The sequence below is a fragment of the Chryseobacterium sp. Leaf201 genome, assembly GCF_001421435.1.
Taxonomy (GTDB): domain Bacteria; phylum Bacteroidota; class Bacteroidia; order Flavobacteriales; family Weeksellaceae; genus Chryseobacterium.
In genome coordinates, this window is sequence record NZ_LMKA01000001.1 from 177,795 (window position 1) to 203,475 (window position 25,681).

General features: G+C 40.2%; 23 protein-coding genes. 5 read left to right on the top strand and 18 right to left on the bottom strand.

Going from position 1 to position 25,681, the window contains the following annotated elements; genetic code table 11:
- Positions 1-65 precede the first annotated feature (65 nt).
- On the bottom strand, positions 66-1,514 hold the full coding sequence (gene sufB / locus ASE55_RS00905; protein ID WP_056214222.1) for a Fe-S cluster assembly protein SufB: 1,449 nt from the start codon (positions 1,512-1,514) through the stop codon (positions 66-68).
- A gap of 66 nt (positions 1,515-1,580) precedes the next feature.
- Positions 1,581-1,910 (bottom strand): HesB/IscA family protein, encoded by a 330-nt coding sequence (locus ASE55_RS00910; RefSeq protein WP_056214225.1) that lies wholly within the window; start codon positions 1,908-1,910, stop codon positions 1,581-1,583.
- A gap of 147 nt (positions 1,911-2,057) precedes the next feature.
- Here ASE55_RS00910 and ASE55_RS00915 point away from each other — a divergent pair, with 147 nt between their 5' ends.
- The gene (locus ASE55_RS00915) at positions 2,058-2,882 is read left to right on the top strand and encodes a GLPGLI family protein (RefSeq protein ID WP_056214227.1); all 825 of its coding nucleotides are present in this window, start codon (positions 2,058-2,060) and stop codon (positions 2,880-2,882) included.
- A gap of 61 nt (positions 2,883-2,943) precedes the next feature.
- Here the strand turns inward: ASE55_RS00915 and ASE55_RS00920 are convergent, their stop codons facing one another.
- Positions 2,944-3,795 (bottom strand): neutral zinc metallopeptidase, encoded by an 852-nt coding sequence (locus ASE55_RS00920; protein ID WP_056214230.1) that lies wholly within the window; start codon positions 3,793-3,795, stop codon positions 2,944-2,946.
- Positions 3,796-3,869: 74 nt separating this feature from the next.
- Between ASE55_RS00920 and ASE55_RS00925 the strand changes: the two genes are divergently transcribed.
- Genes ASE55_RS00925 through ASE55_RS00935 form a run of 3 tightly spaced genes read left to right on the top strand, consistent with a single transcriptional unit; the run spans position 3,870 to position 5,666 of the window.
- The gene (locus ASE55_RS00925) at positions 3,870-4,196 is read left to right on the top strand and encodes a hypothetical protein (RefSeq protein ID WP_128414468.1); all 327 of its coding nucleotides are present in this window, start codon (positions 3,870-3,872) and stop codon (positions 4,194-4,196) included.
- 1 nt (position 4,197) lies between these two features.
- Positions 4,198-4,530, top strand: coding sequence for a hypothetical protein (locus ASE55_RS00930; protein WP_056214236.1), 333 nt, complete (start codon positions 4,198-4,200; stop codon positions 4,528-4,530).
- Positions 4,531-4,535: 5 nt separating this feature from the next.
- Positions 4,536-5,666: a glutathionylspermidine synthase family protein gene (locus ASE55_RS00935; RefSeq protein WP_056214239.1), complete on the top strand. Its 1,131-nt coding sequence runs from the start codon at positions 4,536-4,538 to the stop codon at positions 5,664-5,666.
- Here the strand turns inward: ASE55_RS00935 and ASE55_RS00940 are convergent.
- The 12 genes from ASE55_RS00940 to ASE55_RS00995 form a co-directional block, all read right to left on the bottom strand.
- Complete coding sequence (locus tag ASE55_RS00940; protein WP_056214241.1) at positions 5,656-7,740, bottom strand: LTA synthase family protein; 2,085 nt, start codon at positions 7,738-7,740, stop codon at positions 5,656-5,658. The genes ASE55_RS00935 and ASE55_RS00940 overlap by 11 nt on opposite strands.
- A gap of 202 nt (positions 7,741-7,942) precedes the next feature.
- Positions 7,943-8,461: a 6,7-dimethyl-8-ribityllumazine synthase gene (ribH, locus tag ASE55_RS00945; protein WP_056214243.1), complete on the bottom strand. Its 519-nt coding sequence runs from the start codon at positions 8,459-8,461 to the stop codon at positions 7,943-7,945.
- Positions 8,462-8,464: 3 nt separating this feature from the next.
- Positions 8,465-9,172, bottom strand: a complete 708-nt coding sequence (locus tag ASE55_RS00950; protein ID WP_056214246.1) for a hypothetical protein — start codon at positions 9,170-9,172, stop codon at positions 8,465-8,467.
- Between the two features lie 175 nt (positions 9,173-9,347).
- Complete coding sequence (locus ASE55_RS00955) at positions 9,348-9,884, bottom strand: adenine phosphoribosyltransferase (RefSeq protein WP_056214248.1); 537 nt, start codon at positions 9,882-9,884, stop codon at positions 9,348-9,350.
- Between the two features lie 4 nt (positions 9,885-9,888).
- On the bottom strand, positions 9,889-11,094 hold the full coding sequence (locus ASE55_RS00960) for a hypothetical protein (RefSeq protein ID WP_056214251.1): 1,206 nt from the start codon (positions 11,092-11,094) through the stop codon (positions 9,889-9,891).
- A 51-nt stretch (positions 11,095-11,145) separates the two neighbouring features.
- Positions 11,146-12,165 (bottom strand): hypothetical protein, encoded by a 1,020-nt coding sequence (locus ASE55_RS00965; RefSeq protein ID WP_056214254.1) that lies wholly within the window; start codon positions 12,163-12,165, stop codon positions 11,146-11,148.
- A gap of 129 nt (positions 12,166-12,294) precedes the next feature.
- Positions 12,295-13,626: a hypothetical protein gene (locus tag ASE55_RS00970; protein WP_056214256.1), complete on the bottom strand. Its 1,332-nt coding sequence runs from the start codon at positions 13,624-13,626 to the stop codon at positions 12,295-12,297.
- 8 nt (positions 13,627-13,634) lie between these two features.
- Positions 13,635-14,351, bottom strand: a complete 717-nt coding sequence (locus ASE55_RS00975) for a c-type cytochrome (protein ID WP_056214259.1) — start codon at positions 14,349-14,351, stop codon at positions 13,635-13,637.
- Between the two features lies 1 nt (position 14,352).
- Positions 14,353-14,874: a DUF3341 domain-containing protein gene (locus ASE55_RS00980; RefSeq protein ID WP_056214261.1), complete on the bottom strand. Its 522-nt coding sequence runs from the start codon at positions 14,872-14,874 to the stop codon at positions 14,353-14,355.
- Positions 14,861-16,258, bottom strand: a complete 1,398-nt coding sequence (gene nrfD, locus ASE55_RS00985) for an NrfD/PsrC family molybdoenzyme membrane anchor subunit (RefSeq protein WP_027386891.1) — start codon at positions 16,256-16,258, stop codon at positions 14,861-14,863. The genes ASE55_RS00980 and nrfD overlap by 14 nt, the downstream gene beginning before the upstream one ends.
- Positions 16,259-16,283: 25 nt before the next feature.
- Positions 16,284-19,343: a TAT-variant-translocated molybdopterin oxidoreductase gene (locus ASE55_RS00990; RefSeq protein WP_056214264.1), complete on the bottom strand. Its 3,060-nt coding sequence runs from the start codon at positions 19,341-19,343 to the stop codon at positions 16,284-16,286.
- A gap of 22 nt (positions 19,344-19,365) precedes the next feature.
- Positions 19,366-20,730, bottom strand: a complete 1,365-nt coding sequence (locus ASE55_RS00995; RefSeq protein ID WP_056214267.1) for a c-type cytochrome — start codon at positions 20,728-20,730, stop codon at positions 19,366-19,368.
- A gap of 184 nt (positions 20,731-20,914) precedes the next feature.
- Here ASE55_RS00995 and ASE55_RS01000 point away from each other — a divergent pair, with 184 nt between their 5' ends.
- Complete coding sequence (locus ASE55_RS01000; RefSeq protein WP_056214270.1) at positions 20,915-21,454, top strand: hypothetical protein; 540 nt, start codon at positions 20,915-20,917, stop codon at positions 21,452-21,454.
- A 156-nt stretch (positions 21,455-21,610) separates the two neighbouring features.
- Here the strand turns inward: ASE55_RS01000 and ASE55_RS01005 are convergent, their stop codons facing one another.
- From ASE55_RS01005 to ASE55_RS01015, 3 genes are all read right to left on the bottom strand, one after another.
- Positions 21,611-22,885, bottom strand: coding sequence for a DUF6080 domain-containing protein (locus tag ASE55_RS01005; protein ID WP_082474309.1), 1,275 nt, complete (start codon positions 22,883-22,885; stop codon positions 21,611-21,613).
- A gap of 216 nt (positions 22,886-23,101) precedes the next feature.
- Positions 23,102-24,163, bottom strand: a complete 1,062-nt coding sequence (locus ASE55_RS01010; RefSeq protein ID WP_056214273.1) for a hypothetical protein — start codon at positions 24,161-24,163, stop codon at positions 23,102-23,104.
- A gap of 514 nt (positions 24,164-24,677) precedes the next feature.
- The gene (locus ASE55_RS01015) at positions 24,678-25,634 is read right to left on the bottom strand and encodes a T9SS-dependent choice-of-anchor J family protein (protein WP_082474310.1); all 957 of its coding nucleotides are present in this window, start codon (positions 25,632-25,634) and stop codon (positions 24,678-24,680) included.
- Positions 25,635-25,681 lie beyond the last annotated feature (47 nt).

Genomic DNA, 25,681 nt, shown 5'->3' on the forward strand with positions numbered 1-25,681 from the left:
TCCTTTGCTTTTTTAGGATAAACAAAGGCGCTAACGCTTATCAATGAAATACTATTTCTAATTAATTACCCTACAGAACCTTCCAGAGAAATTTCCAGCAGTTTCTGGGCTTCAATGGCAAACTCCATAGGCAGTTTATTTAAAACTTCCTTACTGAAACCGTTTACAATCAGGGCGATGGCTCTTTCCGTGTCAATTCCTCTCTGGTTGCAGTAAAAAATCTGGTCTTCCCCGATTTTTGAAGTCGTGGCTTCGTGCTCCAGCTGGGCGGTCGGATCTTTGATCTCGATGTATGGGAAGGTATGCGCTCCGCATTCGTTACCCATCAGCAGAGAATCACATTGTGAGAAATTTCTCGCTCCTTTGGCTGAAGGCATTACTTTAACCAATCCACGGTAAGAGTTCTGGGATTTTCCTGCAGAGATCCCTTTTGAAATGATGGTTGACTTAGTATTTTTCCCGATGTGGATCATCTTGGTTCCCGTATCTGCATACTGGTGGTTGTTGGTTACCGCGATAGAGTAGAACTCACCGATGGAACCGTCACCTTTCAGGATACATGACGGGTATTTCCAGGTTACCGCAGATCCTGTTTCCACCTGGGTCCAGGAGATTTTTGCTTTTCTTTCGCAAAGCCCTCTCTTGGTTACAAAGTTGAAAACACCTCCTTTTCCTTCTTCATTCCCGGGATACCAGTTCTGAACGGTTGAATATTTAATTTCAGCATTATCCAGTGCAATCAGTTCAACTACGGCTGCGTGAAGCTGGTTTTCATCCCTTGACGGTGCTGTACATCCTTCAAGATAAGAAACGTAGCTTCCTTCATCCGCAATCACAAGCGTTCTTTCAAACTGTCCTGTTCCGGCCTGGTTGATACGGAAGTAGGTAGATAATTCCATAGGGCATCTTACACCTTTCGGGATGTAGCAGAAACTTCCGTCAGAAAAAACGGCGGAATTCAAAGCGGCATAGAAATTATCACCTCTCGGAACTACTTTACCGATATATTTTCTTATCAGATCCGGATGGTTTTTGATAGCCTCGGAAATTGAGCAGAAGATAATTCCCTTTTCTGCCAATGTATCCTGGAAAGTGGTTTTCACGGAAACCGAATCCATTACAATATCCACAGCAACTCCGGAAAGCCTTTTCTGCTCTTCGATATTGATTCCCAATTTTGCGAACGTTGCCAGTAATTCAGGGTCTACTTCATCAAGGCTGTCCAGCTCAGGTTTTGATTTCGGTGCAGCATAATACCGGATGGCCTGAAAATCAGGTTTTGTGTATTTGATATTCGCCCATTCCGGCTCAATCATTTTTTTCCAGATTCTGAAAGATTCCAGACGCCAGTCTGTCATCCATTCCGGCTCTTCTTTTTTAGCAGAAATAGCACGGACAATATCTTCATTCAGGCCGATCGGAAAATCTTCATAATCGATTTTCGTTTCCCAGCCGAACTCATATTTTTTATTTTCTAAATCGACCCTCAGATCGTCTTCAGTATATTTACTCATTTTTGTAGATTATAGAGATCAGCGGCCAGTTTCGCAGTATGCTAACTTATCACCCCTGATTTCCAGTTATAAAGAAAAACTTTCTCCGCATCCGCAGGTCCGGGATGCATTGGGATTATTAAATACAAACCCTTTTCCGTTTAAGCCTCCTGAGTATTCAAGAACGGTCCCTGCCAGATAAAGAATTGATTTTTTATCAATAACAATTTTAACGTTATTGTCTTCAAACATTTGATCTGTGTCTGTCTTTTGGTTGTCAAACTTCAAAACATATTCTAAACCAGAACATCCTCCGCTTTTTACCCCCACTCTTATATAATCTTCAACCGGGTTGAAGCCTTCCTCTGTCATCAGCTGAATGGCTTTTGCCTTTGCTTGGTCTGATACTTTTATCATTGTATTTATTTAGAATGATTTAATGTTACAAAAATACGAACAATAATTAGTATATAAAAATTAGCGATTTTATTTTATCGATTTTTATTATTGATACCTTTAACTTTAGCCGTATTTTAAAATCAAAATAACAAAATCAGCCTTATAATGAAAAAACCCATACTTATTGCTTTCATCCTGATGATGAATACTGTTTTTGCCCAGACCAACAGGTTTGTATATCAGGTTACCGCAAAACCGAATGCCTCTGATAAAAATGAGGTTAAAACTGAAAATGCCTATCTGGATATCTCCCCGGAAAAATCGGTTTTCTATTCTGAGAACAGGATCAAAAGAGACTCTGTTATGCAGGCTAATTTTAAAAGCGGCGGAGCCAGAGGGTTCAAAAGGGAGCAGATGGAAGGTTTAAGGACCAATATCAATTATACCGTTGAAAAAAACAAAGCCGACCAGAAAACATTTTTTAAAGACAGGATCGGAAGAGACATGTATATGTATGAGGAAGACAGGCCGATTAACTGGAAAATCTCTTCTGAAACAAGAAAAATAGGGGAGTACAAAGTACAGAAGGCAGAAACGGATTTCGGAGGCAGAACATGGACTGCCTGGTTTACCACTGACCTGCCTTATCCCGACGGGCCGTATAAGTTTAACGGGCTTCCGGGGCTTATTGTGAAAGTGGAAGATGATAAAGGGGAATATTCTTTTGACCTGATGAAGAATTATAAAATCGCAGATCTTCCTGCACTGAACCAGTTCGGGAATACGGTTAAAGTAAAACGTGCTGATTATACAAAACAGCTGAAGAAATTTCAGGAAGATCCTATGGCCTTTATGGGGCAGGGCGGAGGAGGCCCTCAGATGAGAATGGGAGGCGGCGGAAACCAGAATCCTGCCGATATGAGAAAGCGGATGGAAGAACGGATTAAAGAAGAAGCCAAAAGAAACAGCAATCCTATTGAATTGCCGTAAGAACAAAATAAAACCCTGAAGATCATTTTCTTCAGGGTTATTTTTTATGAGTAAATTGAAATTATTTCAAAAGCTGATTGAAAGTATCACCCTGCGTGATGTCTCCGGTATTGTAGCCTTTCATAAACCATTCTTTACGCTGTGCAGATGATCCGTGGGTAAAGCTTTCCTGGTTCACATATCCCTGGGATCTTTTCTGGATGTTGTCGTCACCTACTGCTTCCGCCGCGCTGATGGCTGCATCAATATCTCCCGGCTCCAGAATTTTTTCTCGGGCATCGGTCTGCTTTGCCCATACGCCGGCATAAAAATCTGCCTGAAGCTCTGTGGCTACGGAAACCCTGTTCATTTCCTCCTCAGAATACCGGCCGCTTCGTCTCAGTTCATCAACCTTTTGGGTCGTGCCTAAAAGTGTCTGGACGTGATGCCCTACTTCATGAGCCAGAACATATGCCACCGTAAATTCCGTTACCTGTGCGCCGAATCTTTGCTGCAGCTCATTAAAGAAACTCATATCCATGTATACGGACTGATCTGCAGGACAGTAAAAAGGTCCCATTGCAGCCTGTGCCGTTCCGCAGCCTGACTCTGTAGTCTGTTCAAAAAGAATAATTTTAGGCGGTGTGTAATTCATGCCGTTCTGCTGGAAAACCTGGTCCCATGTGGTCATATTCCATTTTCCCATCATATCCACCATTTCGCCGATTTTTTTATCTTCCTGCGTCAGCTCCCTTTGTTCGGTTCGTAGAGACCCCGAGCCTGAGCCTGAAGATAAAATAGCTGAAGGATCACCTCCCAGGAAAAAAACAATCGCTGCAATAATCAGTGTTCCCAGTCCGCCACCTACAACGGCCCCGCCGCCTAATCCGCGCCGGTCTTCCACATTACCGCCCCTGTCGTCTGTCCATCTCATAATTTATTATTTATATGTAAATTTAGAATTATTATCATTACGAAATAATTACTTTTGTGAAAAATTATGCCAAAGTGAGAAAAATTAAACAAATCTCTCTATTCGTTCTCTTAGTAAGCCTTGTTTCCTGTAATGAGAAAGAAAACAAAGAAGATGAGGTAAGCAGTGCTGATAAAAAAGCATCCATAGAAACCGTGCTCTCCGTGCAGCATGCAGGGGATTCTGATATCCTGGTGACCAGACATAAGGTTTGGAAAGACCACAAACTTTTAAAGGAAATCGTTAAAAAAGATACGATTCCGGCACTGGGTGATTCTTTGCAAGTGGTGGAAGACGAAAACGGGAATGAGCACAACGCTCTTGTGAAAAAAGATTACGAATTTTATATTACGGTTCAGTAACATGAAAAAATCAGGTTCTATTAAACTGCTTTTCGTGACGGGAATTCTTGTTGCCTGCGCTCAGGAACCGCCCCGCGATCAGTGGAAAAATGAAAAGAAAGTATACATGAGGTCTGATACTACAGCATCGTACTCAAGAACACACGGCTTTATGACAGGACTTTTACTGTATCACGCTTTCAGGCCGTATGGTGCCTACAACAACGGCGGTTATCAGCGGGCCGGCTATTACAGCAATGCCATCAATTCCGGATCAAATATCGGAAGAAGCACCTATAAAGGAAAAGTAGTAAGAGGCGGGCTCGGCAGAAGCGGTTTCAGAGCATCTTCATAAATAATATGAAAAGAATACCATCATCATTACGTAAGAACTGGGAACACAAACTCGAAAGTTTAGGGTTTGGCTACCATTCACTGGAAGGCCTGTATTGGGACGAAAGTCATTACTATGAATTTTCGCCGGATGAAATCAACAGGATTGAAAAAGCAACTGCCGAACTTTGGCAGATGTGCCTGGAAGCTGTAGACTATGTTATTGAAAACAATCTCTGGGACCGCTTCAGTATTCCTGAATATTTCCAGGATTATATTGTAACAAGCTGGGAGGAAGACCATCCTTCAGTTTACGGAAGGTTTGATTTCGGTTTTGACGGTGAAAATCTTAAGCTGCTGGAGTTCAATGCGGACACCCCGACTTCCCTGTATGAAGCTTCCGTAATCCAGTGGTACTGGCTGCAGGAAATGTTTTCGGATAAAGACCAGTTCAATTCAATCCATGAAAAGCTGGTGGACTACTGGACGTATCTCAGAAAGTACATGGATCCGAACCACATTTATTTTGCCTCCCTCACCAATATTGAAGATGTCACCAATATCGAATATATCAGGGACTGCGCCACACAGGCCGGTTTCGATACCGAATTTATTCCCATTCAGGATATCGGCTGGGCAGAGGAGGTTGAAGAGTTTATCTCGGGAGACCAGTCGGTGATGGAATATATCTTTAAATTATACCCTTATGAATGGATTTTAGAAGATGGGTTTGCAGAAAAGCTGATAAGAAACGGATTCCGCTCGCAGTGGATTGAGCCCGCCTGGAAGATCCTTCTTTCCTCCAAAGCCATTCTGCCAATCCTCTGGGAAATATATCCAAACCATCCTTATCTGCTTGAAGCTTATTTTGAGCCTAAGCACCTGAAGGATTTTGCGAAAAAGCCGGTGTATTCCAGGGAAGGAGCCAATGTAGCCCTGCACCGTAATAATATCCCCATTGAAACCAACAAGGGCGACTACGGAAAAGAAGGGTTTATTTACCAGCAGCTGTTTGATCTTCCGGATTTTAACGGAAATCATCCTGTAATCGGGAGCTGGGTAATCGGGCAGGAACCGGCCGGTATCGGCATCAGGGAAAGTATTCACCTGATTACCAATAACGAAAGTCGTTTTGTCCCTCACCTGATCAGCGGTTAAGCTTGTTTTTCTTCAGCCAGAATGATGTTGACTGATAGGCAGAAATTGTTTCTTCAACAAGCTTCTCATTCCGGGCGGTGTTTTTCAGAGGTTTCTCATCAAAATACAGAGTAAACGCAGGGTCCAGTTTGTTTTTTTGCTGAAATAAAGCATATTGCTTTACTTTTCTGACTGGGGAAATTACGGTTAAATGGTTGTCTTTTATCAGCCCCAGATCTTCATAAGTGGCAATATATGCTTTCGGCCGGAATTCTTTACTGAACACGTCCTGGCCTAAAAATTCAGACTGATAGCTGAAATTAAGCAATCCGAAAAGGGTAGGCATCACATCAATCTGTGACATTGTTTCTGTAAATTTCTGAGGCTGAATGAAACCGTCAGAAAAAATCATGGCGGGAATCCTGTATTTCTCTACCGGAAGCTCAACATCTCCTGCACTGGAAGCACAATGATCTGCAATGATAACGAATACGGTATTTTTATACCATTCCTGTTTTTCAGCCATCTTAAAAAACATCCGCAATGCATAATCCGTGTATTTTACGCCGCCCTCGCGTGATTTTGCATCGCCGGGAATATCAATCCTGCCATTCGGGTAAGTAAAAGGACGGTGGTTGGAAACCGTCATCCAGTGATTGAAAAAAGGCTTTCCTGAACGGCTTTCCTGATTCATGGTCTGGATTGCCTTTTTAGCCATATCTTCATCTGCCACACCCCAGACATTGGCAAAGGTAATTTCTTCAGGCTTAAAATTATTGCGGTCCACAATTCCGTAGCCGTTTCCTGCAAAGAAATCCTGCATATTATCAAAATAGCTGTACCCTCCGTACAGAAACTTTACGTCATATCCTTTTGCACTGAAAACACTTCCTGTGGTAAATTTATTCTTATCATTTTCTCTTTTGATGATGCTTTCTCCGGCAGTGGGAGGGATACAGAGCGTCAGTGCTTCCAGGCCGCGGACTGTCCGGTTTCCGGTAGCGTAAAGATTGGTAAACATCAGGGACCGGTCTGCAAGGCTGTCTAAAAACGGGGTAAGCTTCTGGGTATTGCCGTAATGCTCCATAAAATCTGCAGAGAGGCTTTCAATGGAAATCAAAACAACATTTTTCTTTAATTCAGGCTGCCCGGAAATGATATTCCTCTTCAGAACAGGTTCTGAAAACTGACTTAAGAAAATTCTTTCCGCCCGTTGCTGGTTGATCTTCGGATAAAACTGAAAATAATCCAGTTCGTTGTGGGTAAATGCCCAATAAAACTTCGGTAACCCGTTTGCCTGGATTTCTTCCTCAAAAACATTGCAGGCGGTTATTTTTGTCGTAAAATGCAGGCCCAGTAGACTGATGCCTGTCAAAACTAAAAAAGATCCGAGTAATATAAGTTTCTGCTTCAGGTCCGGAAGCGTGAGAAGTTCAGCCTTTGTCTTTTTATAAATAAAAATTGTGACAGATCCGGCAACTGTAAAAATCGCCAGGAACAGGGGAACAACAGGATAACTTTCCATGATATTACCGATTACTTCATTGGTATAAATGAGATAATCTACAGCAATAAAGTTATATCTCAGCCCGAATTCACTGTAAAAGAAATATTCGCTTACGGTGTTAAAAACAATTAACAGAACATACAGAAAAATAGTAATGAAATAAAAAATATTCCTGATTTTAACTCGTCTTTCCGGTAAAAGGAACATCAGTCCGAAGAAGAGTATTTTTAAACCGATAAATATCAGGGCAATTTCAGCAATTGAGCCGCCATATTGCTTAAATATATTATTCGGAATAAGAAGGATATACAGAAAAAGAACGGCCAATAAACCTAAGATAGCCTGACCATATGGCTTCCTGTATTTTGAATCTGATAAAAACAGAAAGTAAAGAGCCAAGAAAGGACAGACTAAAATGAAAACAAAACAGTCATTAATGAAGCCGACCGCGAAAATTTTCAGTATTTCCAAAACCCCGAAATGGGCTGTCGTAATGGGGTCAAGTAAAAATACGGTTCTTAAAAGTAAAGAAACAATAAGGTAAAAGCTGCCTAAATATAAAAAGGGCTTTGTTTTCTGAATGAACATTGCGTTAACGGTATATTAAATTTTCACAAATATACTTTTTCCGGTGAATCATTCAGGATAAAATTTTAAAACAGACGATTTATTTGGAAATTTTATAAATATTTAAAATTTTATTAAAATTATGATAAGTGCGTTTTAGATGTTTGTAATAAAAAAAGAACTATAAAAATATAGTTCTGAATTTTTAATCTGAATGCTGCTGTTACGAATGTCCGAAACCGATATTTCCTTTTTTATCCGAAAGGCTTTTTTTGAAATCGATCATTCTTAAAGCGGTTACGGCTGCTTCAACCCCTTTATTTCCCAGGTCACCGCCGCTTCTTGCAATCGACTGCTCTTTGGTATCATCGGTAAGTACACAGAAGATAGTAGGCGTATCTGTTAAAATATTACAGTCTTTTATTCCCTGTGCCACGGCAGAACAGACATAATCAAAATGAGGTGTTTCTCCGCGGATTACGCATCCGATTGAAATAACGGCATCATACTTCCGCTCTTTGCAAAGCTGCATGCTGGCGTAATTCAGTTCAAAAGCTCCCGGAACCGGAAAGAGTTTAATATTTTCAGGTTTTACCCCTTCTTTTTGAAGGATTTCCAGTGCTGCATCCCGAAGGTTGTAGGTTACAAAATCATTCCACTCAGAAAAAACAATGCCGATAGAAAATTCATCGGCATTGTTTATATGAAGTGGCTTGTAATCAGAAAGATTAACTGTTGCCATTATTTAGTAATATTTAGTCATTTCAATATAAGAATCAGACATCCCGTTGTCATAGTCCTGGTATTTTTCGTCAATGGCAGAAAAATACTTTTTAGCATCTGCTTTTTTGTTTAAGCCTAATGCTAAAATCCCTGCTTTTCTTGTAAAATAATACGTGGTATAAGGATCATCAGAAGCAGAAGCTGCTTTTTCCAATAGCTGTAAAGCATCATCATTTTTGTTAAGGCCTGACTGAGCATCTGCCATGGCACCGAACTTCATAGCCATCATCGTTTTGTTATCAGAAGAAAAATTATCCAGAAGATCATATGCTTCCTGGAATTTACCTTCCTTAAACTTTAAAATCCCTGCATTATAAGCAGAAAGTTTACCGATGTTTGTTGCGGAGTATTCATTATAAGTTCCCAGGAAACCTGGATTAGCAGCAGATTTTCCTCCCAGTGCCTCTTTCTCTTTGCCTTCGGCAAGATTTTTCTGGGCAGCCAGGAAACTTTTTACAGCTTCAGCATTTTTAGGAGCTACAACAAATTGTTTGTAACCGAAAAATCCCAGAACACCTAAAATAAGTAATCCGAAAACAATACCCAGCGGTTTTGAATATTTTTCAAGGAATCTTTCTGTGTTTAAAGCCTCTCTGTCAAGATCTTTAAAAAACTCCACCGTTTCTTTACCTTCTTGCTCGTTCTGAGCATTCTTTGTAAGTTTTGCCATAAATTGTTAAAAATTGAAATGCAAATTTAATTGTTTCTGAATGATTTACAAAATACTTTGCAGGATTATTGATAAAAAAGAAATAAATATACAGGCTGCAATAAGAATTGCTAATGATCAGCTGCAAAAAATGCCTTATAATTTTTTATGAGGCATTTTTTATGATGTTTAAAATTTAATATTCCAGGATATGGTATACCTCTGCATTGAATTTTTTCAGTTTTTCTTCTCCGTTCAGTCCTTTTAAGCCGATCAGGAAACTGAACTGTGCAACGGTAGCGTCCTGCTTTTCCACTAATTTTGCAGCGGCTTCCGTAGTTCCTCCGGTTGCCAGAAGATCGTCATGAACAAGAACACGCTGTCCCGGTTTTATCTGCCCTTCACGGGTTTCAATAATGGCACTTCCGTATTCCAGATCATATTTTTCCGCAATCACCGGCGGCGGAAGCTTTCCTGCTTTCCGGATTAAGATAAAAGGGACTTCAAGGGCTACGGCAATGGCGATCCCGAAAAGATAACCGCGGCTTTCAATCCCGCATACGGCATCTACTTTTCCTTTGCTGAATGAAACAAGATCTGCAATAACGTCTTCATAAAGTTTCGGGTCAAGAAAAATAGGCGAGATGTCTTTAAACTGAATCCCGGGAACCGGAAAATCAGATACATTTTCAATTCTTTCTTCGAGCCTGCTGATGAGTTCCTGTGAAGCCATTTTTTTAAGGATTTATTTTATAGCTGGAAATTTTCCATTCCCCGTTTACGTTTTTAAGTCCGAAAGTCGCTTTTAAAGAAGTGGTCCTTCCGCTTTTATCCGTTACGTCATAGGTCGCATTAACACTTGCTGCGTTGGCATTGGATAAATTTGAGGTAATGTTCTTTACACTTACATTTTTTACGGAACCGAAACCGGAGTTAGGGTTTGAAAACGATTCGTAGCTTCCCCAGTTCGGGTTGCTTGCTGAGCTGTAAGCGGCTTTCAGGTTTTGGGAACTTACGTTATTCAGAAATCCGGATACTACATTCTTAGGATCTGCAGCCGGCTGTTTAGGCGTTGCAGGAACCGTTGCCGGAGTTGTGGCATTGGGATCTGTGGTTGCTCCCGGTACGGTTGCTCCCGGATTATTCGGATCGATTACAGCAGGATCCTGCTCAACGGCCATAGAATCTACGACCTGCGGAACCGGAACTTTCAGTAATGAAGGATTCACATCCAACCCGATCTTGGTCATTTTGAATGTTTTTCCTGTTGTTTTTACAGATACGGTGATGTCAATTTTGTTGTCTACCACTTTAGCTGCCGGAATGGATGAGAATTTTAAATTAAATCCTTTGAAATTATTATCCTGCATCAGGTTTTTCGCGGTAGAAAGCCTCACGCCGTTGCTGTATACTTCAAGTGTTGTTTCAAGGCCAGCTCCTGTAAATGCGATAGGTTTTCCTGAATTGTCAACCAGCCTCGGCACAATCTGGATTGCGGTAGGTGCTCCGAAGCCATCGTCTCCGGTAGGATTTACCAGGATGCTCAGTGAACTGGCTTTTACATCATTCGGGTCGCTTTCTTTTGCTTTATCGTCACCGAAAATGTTCATTTCCCCTAATGACGGCGGCGCTGTGCTTGCCCATTCGATGCCGTTTTTCTGTGCCACCTGGTCTGCCATTGACAGGATTTCAGGAACTTTTTTCCCGTTGATCAGCTGTCCGAGCGCTTTAAGTTCTGCCACATCGCCGTCTGCTTCCACCCCGAAAGTTTTTAAAATGTACAGGGCTTCATTAAACTTGATCTGTTTAATGGTAGGAAGGCTGGCCGTCATATCATTGATGCTGGACTGCAAAGTTTTGGTATTGGTAGCATCTGCATAATCTTTCTTGCATGCCGTAAAAAGCAACAGGCTGAAAATAAGCAGAAAAGAAAACTTTTTCATTTTTAATTCGGTTTGCCACAAATTTAGTAAAACCTTTATTAATAGCAGATTTTATTTTTTGTTTTGTTGTTCTTTCAAACGGTCCTTAAAAAATGAACTGAAAACGGCCTGCATATTCGGGAAGGAAGCGTCCTGCCAGTATTCGGTTTTGTACTGACTGATGTTCTTGTTAAATTTTACTTTGTCGGCAACATCGTTATCATCGGTAAAATCCAATTCTGTAGGATAGAAGTTTCTGTAGACAATTACCTGATTGTAATCGGGCTCGGTTTTATGTTTAAGCTTGATGAAGGCAATTTCATTCGATTCCAGAAAATCTCTCAGGGTTTTATTTGAATCTTTATCGTACGAATGATTAATAATGGTTTTGATATCATATAACCTATAACCGAAAAGGGCCAGTTCTTTTTCCTGCAGTGCACTGCCGCTGATCTCTATTTCATCTTTTTTATTTCCTTTGAGTTCTTTTATGGTTGCCTGTTTACTTTTAAACTCTTCAATATTGCCTGCATTCTTCAGGCCCGGAAGATCCAGGAAGCTGTTGTAGTCCCAAGATCCTGTCTCCTTTCTGTCATTTGATGCATTTTCTAACCTGAAAACACGGTACTGTTCGATATTGGTGCTTTTTACTTTTTTAGTTTTATTATCGAAAACGTAAGTGACAATGCCGTCAACATAACAATTCAGATTATTATTTAAAGTAACATATGCATTGAAATTTCCTTTAACGAAAGCATATTTTGCAGGTTTGTTATTTTTTATAACAACCGGTTCGATATCCTTTACCCTGTCATTTAATTGTACGATCTCTTTATCCAGTTCAGCATAAGAAAATGTTCCCAGCAATACATTGTCATACACCAGCTGAAATTTTTCCTGTGAAGGGTTTAATAACTTCCGTTCTATTTTTCCGTCGATATCAGAATAGGCGATGATGCTTCCGTCTTTCCCGAAAACAGAAACCTTCGGTAATGGCTGCTTTGTTTTTTCTGAAAGGAAAGCCGTGTTTTGTGCGTTAAATAAGTTTAACAGCAGCACAAAGAGAAGAGCGAGCAATTGAGTTTTTTTCATTGTTTATAATTTTTAAGTTTATATCGAATCTACTATAAAGACAGCTCGGATTTAAAAAGGTTGCCTGTAAGCACAAAAAAAAGACTGATTAAATAATCAGTCTTTTAAAATTTATCTTGTTACAAGTCCTTAGAAAGGATACTCATAAATTTCAGATTCATGAAGGTAAGGGTTTCCTGTAGGGATTAATTTAAGCTTAGCTAACGCTGAAAGCACGGTAAACATAAATAATCCTGCTACGAATAGAATTGCTCCTGCAATTAGTAAGAATACCTCAGGTGTTTTCCAGTATGGCCCTACCGTTCCCGGCATTACCATGTTGAAGTAATCCAAAAGGTGTCCGCAGATCACTACGATTGCCATTACCGTTACTACTTTATAGTTCCTTTTGATACTGCTGCTCACCAATACCAATAACGGGATTAAGAAGTTAACAATCAGCATAGGCAAGAAAGTAGGAGAGTAGTGCTGGAACCTTCCGAAGAAGTAATTTACCTCTTCCGGAATGTTGGCATACCAATATAACATAAACTGAGCAAACCAGGTATATGTCCAAAGCATACTTGTTGCGAAAAGAAATACCCCAAGGTCATGCAAATGGTTGTCATTGAACTGAGGAAGGAATCCATTTTTCTTTAAGTAAACGCTTAAAAGGATAATTACCGCGATACCGCTTGAAAGACAGCTTACCATGGAATACCAGATATACATTGTAGAATACCAGTGAGGGTCAATAGACATCAACCAGTCCCAGGCCCATGCAGCTGATGCAAACCCGAAGAATGCAATATATCCTACTGCCCATCTGTAAAGCATCTGATATTCGGTTCTGGATTTCGTTTCATCTACTTTTTTAGACTGTGCCTTCAGTTTCCATGCGAAGAAAGATGCTCCGAATACATAGATCAGCGTTCTTATGGCATAGAAAGGAATATTTAAAAATATTCTTTTTTCAAACAGGAGCACATCAAAATGAGCGGACTCAGGGTCTGTCAATTCCGGATCCATCCAGTGGAACAGGTGCCCGATATGTGTGATATTCAAAATCATTAAGATGATAAGGATTGCACCTCCGTAAGGAATGTAAGAAGCAATAGCTTCCATTACCCTTGTAATAATGATCGGCCATCCTGCGTGTGCAGCATGCTGGATACAATAGAAGAATAATACGCAGCAGCTCACTCCAAAGAAAAATACAGCTACAAAATGTATTGCCGCTAAAGGCTGGTTGTGTACCTGAAGCTCCGTATGCTCAAGGTGAGCAGCATGATCCTGAGGACCCACCATTTCACTGGAATGTGTAGGAGCCGTATGACCGGAAGCATGAACCGCTTCCATCATGTGTTCAATTTTTTCAGTAGTAAGTCCTTTGTTCAGAAAGAAACCTACAGCAAATAGAACTAAACCTACAACAAGAAGGATTATAGAAGTTGATTTTAATTTTGGTGAAAAACTATACATTTCTTTTCTTATTTTTTAGTTGCGGTAGTGGTTTCAGGTTTCGCTTCTGCTGTCGTAGCTGTAGCTGATGCTGCCGGCGTTGCGGTAGCGGCTGCAGGTGCTGCTGCTCCTTTTTTGAAGGCATTCATCACATACATGGCTACTCTCCATCTGTCTCCTGCGTTCAGCTGTCCCGCATAAGATCCCATTGCATTTCTACCGTTTGTTATTACATAATGAACAGATGCTACGGTAAGTTCCCTGTCTGCATAGTTCGGTACACCTGTAAAGGCTCCCGTCTGTACAATCGGGCCCTGTCCGTCTCCGCCTACACCATGACACGCGGCACATGTTTTGTCAAACAGCTGTTTTCCTCTTTCAATATCCTTCGCTGCGTTGGCTGCATTCAAAGGGGAAACGGTCATTGTTTTGGAAGCATCATAGCCTGCATTATATTCATCTACATTTTTAGGAAGTAAGCCTTCTTCAAAAATGCCGTCTTTATTCTGTGATACTGATCCTTCTACCGGGGAAAGACCTGTAGCTCCATTATTTCTAACGAAAGCAGGGATTTCATTTTCATGATCTGAATAGGCATCCTGCGCTTTCATCAACGGGTCGTAAGCTACCGGAAAATACATATCAGGGAAATATACTAATGGTGTATTCTCTTTCGGTCCGCAAGAGTTAAGTAAAACCGCTGTTAAACCTAAAACTGCTGTAATTTTTAGTACATTCTTTTTCATTTTAAGCGTCTTTAACAGTTATTTCTTCAACTCCGGTTTCAATCAGCAACTGTTTTACAGATTCTACATCTTCAGTTACGAATTCCATCATGAATTTGTCATCCGTTGTTCTCGGGTCCGGGTTTTGTGCGGGAGCTCCGGGATACATTTTATTTCTTACCAGGAAAGTCAGAGACATCATGTGAGCGGCACAGAATACCATAAGCTCAAACATTGGCACTACGAATGCCGGCATGTTGTGAGCCCAGTCGAAAGCCGGTTTACCACCGATATTCTGGGGCCAGTCATGGTTCATGGTATACCAGGTTACCGTAGCACCGATTGTAACACCGTAAAGTGCATAAAGGAAAGCAGCATCAGAAATTCTGGTTTTCTTCAATCCTAAAGCTTTGTCAAGTCCGTGAACCGGAAACGGAGTATAGACTTCGTTTATCGCGATTCCTTTATCGTTGAATGCTTTAACGCCGTTCATCAAATCGTCGTCATCAGCATAAAGTCCGTATACAATTTTAGTGGTGCTCATCTCCTTCTTTTGCTTTATAAGTTTCACCTGAGATTTTCAAAATCGATTTTAATTCTGCCTGTGCGATTACAGGGAATGTTCTTGCGTATAACAGGAATAATACGGAGAAGAACCCGATTGTTCCTAAATATACACCCACATCAATAATAGTTGGCTTAAACATCGTCCAAGATCCAGGCAGGTAGTCTCTGGAAAGGTTGATTACGATGATGTCAAAACGCTCGAACCACATTCCGATGTTGATGATCAATGCAATAATAAATGTTGCAATGATGTTGGTTCTGATTCTCTTAAACCAGAATAAGGCAGGGATAATCAAGTTACACGTAATCAATGCCCAGAAAGCCCACCAGTAAGGTCCTACAGCTGCACCCGGAGAAAGATAGGTAAAGTCTTCATATCTTGAACCGGAATACCATCCGATGAAATATTCTGTAGCATAAGCTACCGTTACCATACCACCGGTCAGGATAATTACAATGTTCATGATTTCGATATGGTACATTGTAATATAGTCTTCAAGGTGACATACTTTTCTTGCAATTAACAATAGCGTCTGTACCATCGCGAATCCTGAGAAGATTGCACCTGCAACGAAGTAAGGAGGATAAATGGTAGAGTGCCATCCTTTAATTACCGAAGTTGCGAAGTCAAAAGATACGGTAGTGTGTACTGAGAATACAAGCGGTGTTGCCAAACCTGCGAGAACCAAAGATAATTCTTCAAATCTCTGCCAGTGTTTTGCTTTACCACCCCAGCCGAATGCCAGAAATGTATAAATTTTCTTTGTCCAAGGTGTTTTCGCACGGTCTCTGATCATTGCAAAGTCAGGGATTAATCCCATAAACCAGAATACTGTGGATACCGAGAAATATGTAGAGATTGCAAATACGTCCCAAAGTAGAGGAGAGTTGAAGTTCCCCCAAAGAGAACCGAACTGGTTCGGTAAAGGGAATACCCAATATCCTACCCAGACTCTACCCATGTGAATTACCGGGAAGATAGCCGCCTGTACTACCGCAAAGATCGTCATCGCCTCTGCAGAACGGTTTACAGACATTCTCCAACGCTGTCTAAATAATAATAATACTGCTGAGATTAGGGTTCCGGCGTGACCGATACCTACCCACCATACGAAGTTGGTAATATCCCAACCCCAGTTAATAGTTCTGTTAAGCCCCCATGCTCCAATACCTGTCCCGATGGTATAGGCGATACACCCGAATCCGTAGATGAATAGAACTAAGGCTGCATATAGTGAAATCCACCATAATTTACCTGCTCTTTCTTCGATAGGTCGTGCAATATCTTCCGTGATATCGTGATAAGTTTTGTGACCAATAATTAGAGGTTCCCTTATCGGAGCTTCGTAATGTCCTGACATTTTTTACCTATTTATTATTTAAACTTTATTTTTCTACTCTGTTTCTTACTTTAGTATGATAGAACACGTTTGGTTTGGTTCCGATCTCTTCAAGTAAATAATATCTCCTGTTGTCAGCATATAATTTTCTGACTTCAGATGCTTTGTCATTCATGTCTCCGAACTGGATAGATCCTGTAGTACAAGCTTTTGAACATGCGGTCTGGAATTCTCCGTCTCTTACCACTCTGTTCTCTTTCTTCGCTTCAAGAATCGTAGCCTGGGTCATCTGGATACATAATGAACATTTCTCCATTACCCCTCTCGTTCTTACCACTACATCCGGGTTAAGTACCATTCTTCCTAAATCGTTATTCTGATTGAAATCAAACTTGTCATTTAAGTTATATGTAAACCAGTTGAAACGTCTTACTTTATACGGACAGTTGTTCGCACAGTATCTTGTACCGATACATCTGTTGTAAGCCATGTGGTTCTGCCCCTGCTTACCGTGTGAAGTAGCCGCTACCGGACATACAGTTTCACAAGGTGCATGGTTACAGTGCTGACACATTACCGGCTGGAAGATTACATCAGGATTGTCTGCAGGGTGGTTAAGCGCACCTCCGTCTCCGAAAGCGGTACCGTACAATTCTGGTACAGCCATTCCTTCTTTTAATCCTTCATATACTTCCACCTTCTGTCTTGAAGAGTAGTAACGGTCAATTCTTAACCAGTACATATCTCTGGACATTCTGATCTCTTCTTTACCTACAACCGGAACGTTGTTTTCTGCCTGGCAGGCAATGATACAAGATCCACAGCCAGTACATGAGTTAAGATCCACAGACATGTTGAAGTGAGGCCCGTCCGTATCATCGAAAGCATCCCAAAGGTCAATCTTTCTTGCCGGAAGTGCTCCGCTGATGGTATGATATTCCAAAGGCTTGTTCCATCCTTTATGTTCGTCATCAAAGTCAACGTTTAAGAACTCAGCCAAAGGAACTTCTTTAGCGATCTCATAACGGCCCATTAAGGTATTCTGAAGCTGGATTCCCGCGAATTCGTGGTCTTCTCCGGTTTTTTCTAATTTAACATTGGAAACCGCCAGGTTGGAACCGTCAAATAAAGGATAAGCATTTACGCCTGTATCAGCGGTAGCTCCTGAATTTTTCTTACCGTATCCAAGCGCAAGACCTACTGATCCTTCTGCCTGACCCGGCTGGATGAATACAGGAACATCTTTTACCGTTACTCCGTTTACCGTAAGGTTCACAATAGAACCGTCAAGCTGCATCCTTGCATTAAGATCATTTTCAAGTCCTAATCTTTCTGCATCTTTAGGAGAAATGGTCAGGTAGTTATCCCAAGACATTCTTGTCAACGGATCCGGTAATTCCTGAAGCCAAGGGTTATTGGCCTGGGTACCGTCTCCCATTGCTGTTTTTGTATACAGTACCAACTCCAGATCAGAAGCTTTGAAAGCTCCTAATTCAGCCGTTGCCTGAGCAGCGTTTCCTCCGGCATAAGACAATGTCGTAGCATTTGGAGAAGCATTGATACCGTTGTATAAAGCTTTATTGAAAGAAGTAGCTCCTAAAATAGAAGAAGCATTTGCTTTCAGATAATCGTAATAGTTATTGGCAGCATTGTTTTTACCGTTCTTCCATACCAATAGAGATTCTTCAATCTGTCTTGATTTGTAAATTTTCTGAATGGTAGGCTGCATTAATGAATATACGCCTGTCTGAGGTTCGATATCACCCCATGATTCCAGCCAGTTGGCTACAGGGATTACAGCTTTCGCTGCTCTGTACATTTCATTTTTCTTATCGGCAACCGCAATTACATAAGGAACTTTTGCCAGAGACTTTTTGAAGTCTTCACCTTTATGGTAAGAATAAATAGGGTCTACATTGTTGGTAATCAATACACCAACCTGACCTGCATTTACCCATCCAAGGAATTCCTGAAATCTTGCCTTATCGAAGTCTTTTAAGAAGTTTGCCTTACCTGTGAAAGCAACGGATCCTAATTTCTGGTTAATTAGGTGAGCAAGTACCTGAGCACCTTTAGAGCTGTCTGCAAAAACAACTGCTTTGCTTCCTTTTGCCTGAAGTTCTTTTGCGATTTCCGAAGCCGTTTTATCAGCCGTTCCTCCGCCAACAATTGCATTGTAAACCTCTACCAGTGTTTTATTAACCTGGCTTGGCTTTAACCTAACTCTTGAATCTGCGTTGGCACCTGTTAAAGACATATTGGATTCTACCTGGATATGTCTTAACATGTTTGCTCCCGGTTTTCTTGCTGCTGCATAAGAAGACTCAAGGCTTGCCGCGTTGTAATCTCCCAAGAAATCAGCATGGAACCCAACTACCAATTCTGTTCCTCTAAGGTCATAAACCGGTAAAGCTCTGGTTCCGAAAACTTCCTGTGCTGCATCTAAAGCCGCAGCATAAGGGAAAGCATCATAGGTTACTAATTCTGCTGTAGGATATTTAGCTTTAAATTCAGCGAATAATTTTCTGAAAGTAGGGGAAGCAAAAGAGTGTGATAACAACACGATTCTTTTACCTGCCGCGTTAGCTTCTTCCAGTCCTTTAATGACAAAGCTGTCCACTTTATCGAAAGTTTCGTCTTTACCTTCAAATTTCGGCTGTTTTACTTTATCGTTATCATAAAGAGAAAGTACACTTGCCTGAGCTCTTGCGCTTGTTTTTCCCAAATCTCCGGCAGCCGGGTTCGGTTCAATTTTAATCGGTCTTCCTTCACGGGTCTTTACCAGAACACTTGCAAAGTCAAAGCCGTCGAAATATGTTGAAGCGTAAAAATTCGGGATCCCCGGGATAATATCATGCGGTTTTACCACATAGGGGATTGTTTTAATTACCGGAGCTTCACATGCAGCTAACGTAACTGCAGCCGTAGAGAAACCTAATAATTTTAAGAAATCCCTTCTTGAAGTACCGGACCCGTTCTGTTCAGCATCTCCAAGGAAATCTTCTACCGGAATTTCTTCCTGGAACTCTTTCTGAGCCAGCTTATTATTTAAAGCCGGATCTTTAAGTTCGTGAATACTTCTAAATTGTATTTTGTTTGAAGCCATTTATACTTCTAATTTTTAGTTATTAATAATGACATTTACCACATTCAAGACCTCCAATTGCATCTACAGTAATCTTACCACCATCTTTAGGGTATTGTTTTTTCAATTTGTCATGTAGATTCTTGAAGTATTCTTTATTATAACCGTTGTTCATATCAACTTCAGTAGTTCTGTGGCACTCGATACACCAACCCATTGTAAAGTCATTAGCCATCTGAACAACATTCATTGTATCTATTTTTCCGTGACATGCTTTACAAACAACGTCTATTTTGTTGTCAGGGTTCTTTTTATTGAAAGAATTGATAATTGCCTGTTCACCTGCTACCACGTGCTGTGAGTGGTTAAAGTAAACGAAATCCGGCATGTTGTGAATCCTTGTCCATTCAACCGGCTGGGTTTTCCCTGTGTACTGCTGCTTTTCAGCATTCCATCCCGTAGCGGCATAAATCTTCTGGATTTCCCCGTCATAGAATGCCTTGTCTTTTCCTGGTTCCATGTAGTGCTCTGCATTGTACTCAGAAATTGTTCTGTGGCAGTTCATACAAACGTTCATGGAAGGAATTTCAGATACTTTTCCGTATTTTGCACTGGAGTGACAAAGCTGACAGTCGATCTTCTGTTCTCCTGCGTGAATCTTATGGGAGAAATAAATTGGCTGTTCCGGCTTATATCCTTTGTAAACCCCGATCCACATGATCCAGTTCCAAACTCCGTAAGCTGCCAGAAGTGCAAGGATTGCAATTAACCCTTTACCAACATAATGATATTTCTGATAGATTTCACTGAAAGATCTAACCCTTGATTCATGAAGCCCGGCTAAGTCATCAGACTGGCCCAGCTTAACAAGCTGTCTCAGTTTTATTAAGATCCAGACCAATAAAGCGGCAATAGCCAAAAGTGAAATAATAACTACGTTTGTTGTCGTAGAGCTGTTTGCCGGAGCTGCTGTTGCGCTTGCCGTTTCTGCTGTTGCTTTCTTATCATCAGCGGCCGGTGCAGCAGGAGGATTAGTGGTGTAAGCTAAGATGTCATCAATATCCTTATCGGTAAGATTAGGAAAGACCTGCATCTCAGTCTTGTTGTATTTCTCAAAAATTTCATTGGCGTACTTATCTCCGGAAGCTCTCAGAGATTTGTTATCCTTAATCCACTTATGAAGCCAGTCTGTATCCACACCACCCTCTGTCTTTACCCGTTCTACAACCCCTTTAAGCGGCGGCCCTACAACCTGTTTGTCTAGTGCGTGGCATGCTGTACAATTTGCTTTGAAAAGTTTCTCACCATTGTTCGGATCGCCTTCTTGCCCGTAAATTGAAGCACTGGTTGATAACAATAAGCCTATTGCAACCAACGTTTTTCTATAATGCTTTCTCCAACTAATCATTTAAATTATCTTATGTTAGTAAATATTGAACATTCAATCAATCCCGCAAAAATAATATTTTTAACACCAATTTAACGGTATATGCAAAGGGGAAAATGTCATTTACGTTTAATTTGTATTGATTCTAAATAACTCTGTTTGGTATAATTTTTTAATTTACCTAAATTTGCGGAAACAAGTTTAAATGAAAAAATTTATTAAAATATTTTCGATACTCTTTCTATTTGCATTTTATAGTATTGATGCACAACAGGTTGTAAAAAGAGATACTCTGGCAGGGACCGAACTTACGATTACGATGGATTCTAAGGTGAATGCAACGCTGGAAAGCATTGAAGACAAGTGCTCCAGAACGGCAGTTGCCGTATCATCACGGGATGATGACGATGAGTATGTATCTTCCAGGCCTGCAAAGATTTATGTTCCCAGCAGAGAGCTTACCAATGCTGAAATCTGCAGGAGAAATCCAAGAATCCTGGGGTACAAAATACAGATTACCACGGTAAAAAGTAACGAAGAAGCCAATGAAGTGAAATCCTATTTCAGAAAGAGGTTTCCGAACCTGAAAGTTGAAACCGATGCTTCCCTGAGACCCAATTATAAAATATTAGCAGGAAGTTATTTTACCAAACAGAGTGCATCTTCTGATCTTTCCAGGGTAAGGGAATATTTTAAATCTGCCATTCCGGTACAATACAGGATTTTCTGTGCGGAAGCAAAGTAGAATTTATACCATAAAAACAGAAAGCTGAGAATGAATTTCTCAGCTTTTATTTTGGAAACAGGTCTGAACTTTAAGTTTTCTAACTGAATTGTATGATGTTGCCTGTCATTATTTACCTGAAAAGCCAATTCTAATGGCATTTTTAAAATTAATTCTTTAATAATAATTATTTAAGAACCAGAAAAATTCTGTCATTCTGATATAGTTATTTGTTCCTAAATAAACGAATAAAATACAGATCACTGCCGTCAGTAAGGATAACATTTTAGGCGATTCTCTGTAGGCATAAAATAACCATCCCAGCAGTATCGGATATACAAAAACAAAGTGTCCGCCATAAATATAAGAGGTATGGATGCCGAACCTCATAATGCAGTGGATGATGATATCCACCAGAAAGGAAATCATAATCACCTGCACCATTTTGTTATTAAAGTTTTTATAATAACTCCACAGAATCAGCCCTAAAAGGACTGCTATAAAAATATAGGGGATCCAGGATGAATAGACGTCCATAATGATGCCTTTGTATTCAAAACCTTTCATGTTATGCTTATCACGGATGATAAAATTTGAAAACAGGATATTACCGCCGAAAAAATAAGAAGAAACCATATCCCAGACCGGCGTAGATCTGGCATTCGAGAATTTCTCATACTGTTCAGTTGTTTTGCTGAAAATGTTCTGATATTTAAAATCAATTCGGTTTAAATATAACAGCACAAAGCAGATACAGGTGAGCGCAACTCTGAATGTTGCATTACCAAATTTCTTCAGGTTCTTAAATAACCCTTTTTCAAACAGCACCGGAATAAATACTTTGACAATATTGGTTACCGTTAAGCCTCCGATGGTAACCCCGGAAAAGACCAGTGCGAGAGCTGGAATCTTTTGTTCCTTTTTCAGTTTTATGGCTGAATAATGATTGAATAAAGTGAGTAAAAAGAAGGTGTAGGTAAAGTTTTCCGGGGTAAATGAAAGCAGGATGGTGGTAGAAAAAGACCCGAAAAAAAGGATCAGGATAATATTGATAACCAGAGGCAGCTGAATGATGTTTTTCAGGTATTTAAAAACCTGAAGTATACTGAGGCTTACTGCGATATTGCTGAACCAAGCCAGAGCAAACCTGAAATTTCCATCCATTTTCCCATCTGAAAATAGCAGTGCCAGTTCGCGGATCCAGTTAAAGAAATAATAGGAAAGCGGATGCCTTTCAAAACTTCCGCCGGTCAGTACAATTGATTTGTTATCAAAACTGAAATACGCATCCCAGGGAATCCTGCTGTCAAAAATAATTTTATGATGGATGGCAATATATGAGCCTAAATATCCGTAAGCGACCAGAAAACACAGGAAAACGACCAGCTCAATGCCTGTTGAAGGAAATAAGAGTTTAAAAAAATAGGTAAATTTTATTCTGAACTTTGACACCTCTGATTAGTTTTGTGCAAAAGTAAAATAAAAACAGATTAGAACCGGTGTATTCCATCTTTACTCTGAAAGAAAACTTTAAAATATTAACTTGAGAAATAAAAAACCGCCGTTTATGAAATTAAACGGCGGTTTTTATATTTAATCAGGATTAGATAAGAGTACTAATCTAATTAATGTGTAGGCTGAATAATATAAATGTATTCTAATTCACTTTTAATTGATTGGAATTGCATACAGCTGGTTCTCTGCCCATGTCGCTCCGCCGAAACTGTCAATGGTTCCTGTGTAACCGTTACTGTCTGCCTGACCTACCCAATAATAATAGACTTTTGCACTGGAAGATGTATTATTCAGAATAACAGCACCTGAAAGCAGTCCGAATTTCGATGACGGTCCCCATATACCGCTCATTAATCTTGAACCTAAGATATCAGGACTGAAGTTAAAAGTAGTAGGGCTGTCTGAAAAACTGCTGCGTACCCAGATCGACTGGCCTGTAGGCATAAGTGCAAAATTGGTGATAAGCTGATTCGTATTGACAATATACTTACTGTTTGCCGGAATGGTAATGGTAGTTCCTGTATAATTATAATTGGCCCAATTGGCGGCGTTAAGTGTAATTCCGTTTTGGGAAAAGCTAGCCTGTATAACCGGTGCAGAAGCGGCAGGTAATGCCTGTTTCCGGATAACGCCGGAGTTGTCGGCAGTCAGCATTACAGTACCTCCGGCAGATGGGATGTTACGGAGGCGGGCGGTACCGTTAACATCCAATGGCTGTGATGGCAATGCAGTTCCGATTCCTATATTTCCTGCCTGATCAAAGGTGGTGGTAGAGGCAGAACCTGCAATATTCAGAGCGTTCCCGTTATTGGAAACTGTCGTTGACTGAGAAAGGGTGCCTCCCAGACGTACATCACTTCCTGTAAGGGAAATTCCGTTACCTGTGGTGTAGGTTCTTCCCAGCTTCTGCCACAGGTTTCCGTCAAAATAATAATATCCCTCCGAATTGATGTTGGCCGTTTTGATGCTTGCGGTAGTAACAGCAGCAGTGGCATAAATAACAGCTCCGGTCTGATCCGTTCCATATTGTCCGTCGGCAGATCTGATCTGTTCTCCGGTAAGCCTCGGCGGAATAAGCCCTTCAGGTGTTGTTCCGTTGTTGTTTTTTGCTGTCACGTCTAGTGTGGCCTTGGGCGTCTGATTGTTAATCCCAACCTGGGAGTAAAGAACTGTTGAAAAAAGAATAGCAACTGCAATAGATGCGTGTTTTTGCATTTTGAAAATTTTAATAGTGTTTATTTATAAAAAGTATGTATTTCTTCAGCGTAATTTTATTGATTCCGTATGCTGATTCAGGATAATTCAATCCTGGCATAAGCTTTCAACAGACCGCTACAAAGGTAATGATTAACTTTTATTACCATTTATGCGGCAATAATATTTTCATATAATTAATAAAAATTTAATGAGTTTACGAAAAAAGAAGAGAAACGAAAATATTTTTAAATTTCAGTTAAAATAGGATAATTTTAAATTGATCATTGGGCTGATAAATTGGCATCTATTAAAAATCTGTACAAGTGATTTTGGGCTTACTATGATAGTGCCAAAATAGGTCAGTCTTTGAAATCTTTATCCACTTTTCTCATCTGAAAGCAGCAATACCGGTTAAATTCCATTAAAGGAAATGAATCTGAAAATCTATTCTGAATTTTAAGATATGATCAATTAATGCAAATAAAAAAACTCACCATTAAGGTGAGTTTCATTTAAAATATATCGGGTAATATTATTCCTTGATTATTTTTTCCGAAGTTGAAGTTCCGTCAGTAAATTCAATATTCATGATGTAAACTCCTTTTGGAAGCGCAGAAAGGTTCGCTTTTGCAGCGTCTGTTTTTATTATAGATCTTCCTGTCATATCCGCTACAGCAGAAGATTTGATTTTTTTATCAGTTTTGATATTGATTTCTCCTTTTGTAGGGTTAGGATAGATGCTTACTGATTTTTTCTTAGTTTGAATTTCATCAGTAGCAAGAACTGCTCCGGTAGTGATTTTAACATCATCAACCATAAACATATATTTATCTGATGACATATATTGAATTCCTACCCGGATACTTTGGCCTGCATAAGCATTCAGATCATAAGTAACTTGTTGCCATGCAGCATAAGGTGCAGTAAGAGCAGCTGTTCCGGAGATAATTGTAAAATTAGAAGCAGCCGTTGGTGTACCTGTACCTGTATAAACGCCAATTTTATAATTTTCTATAAACGCCGGTGAAAGAGCTTTAACCCATAATGTCAATACATTATTAGTAGTGCCCAGATTTACTACCGGAGTTATAAGCCAGTCATTGTTTGCAGTGGCTGTCGCTGTAGGAACTCCTGCCCATGATACGGCGCATTTTTGGCCTCCATGTGGAGAAAAATTCCTTACTTCTTCATCCACACCGGGAGTTGAAGTTGAATTGTTCGTTGCATTACTTGCCGAAAGATTAAATATTTGAAAAGCCATAGCTCCACCTGAATTAGCCCAAGTAGGATTCCATGTTGTGCTTCCCCCAATTACAGGGCCTCCTCCTGTATAGGTATTAAGACCGTCAATATCTAATGTTTGCCAGTTACCAAATCCTGTGATTGCAAAATTTGTATAGGATTCAAATCCCTCGTCTAATAAAACAGTTTGCCCGTTTACTAATGACATTGTTAGCAATAAGCTTGCAGATAATAGAATTTTTTTCATAATATTATTTTAAGTAAAAATAAGCAATAAAAAATAAAAATGGATAA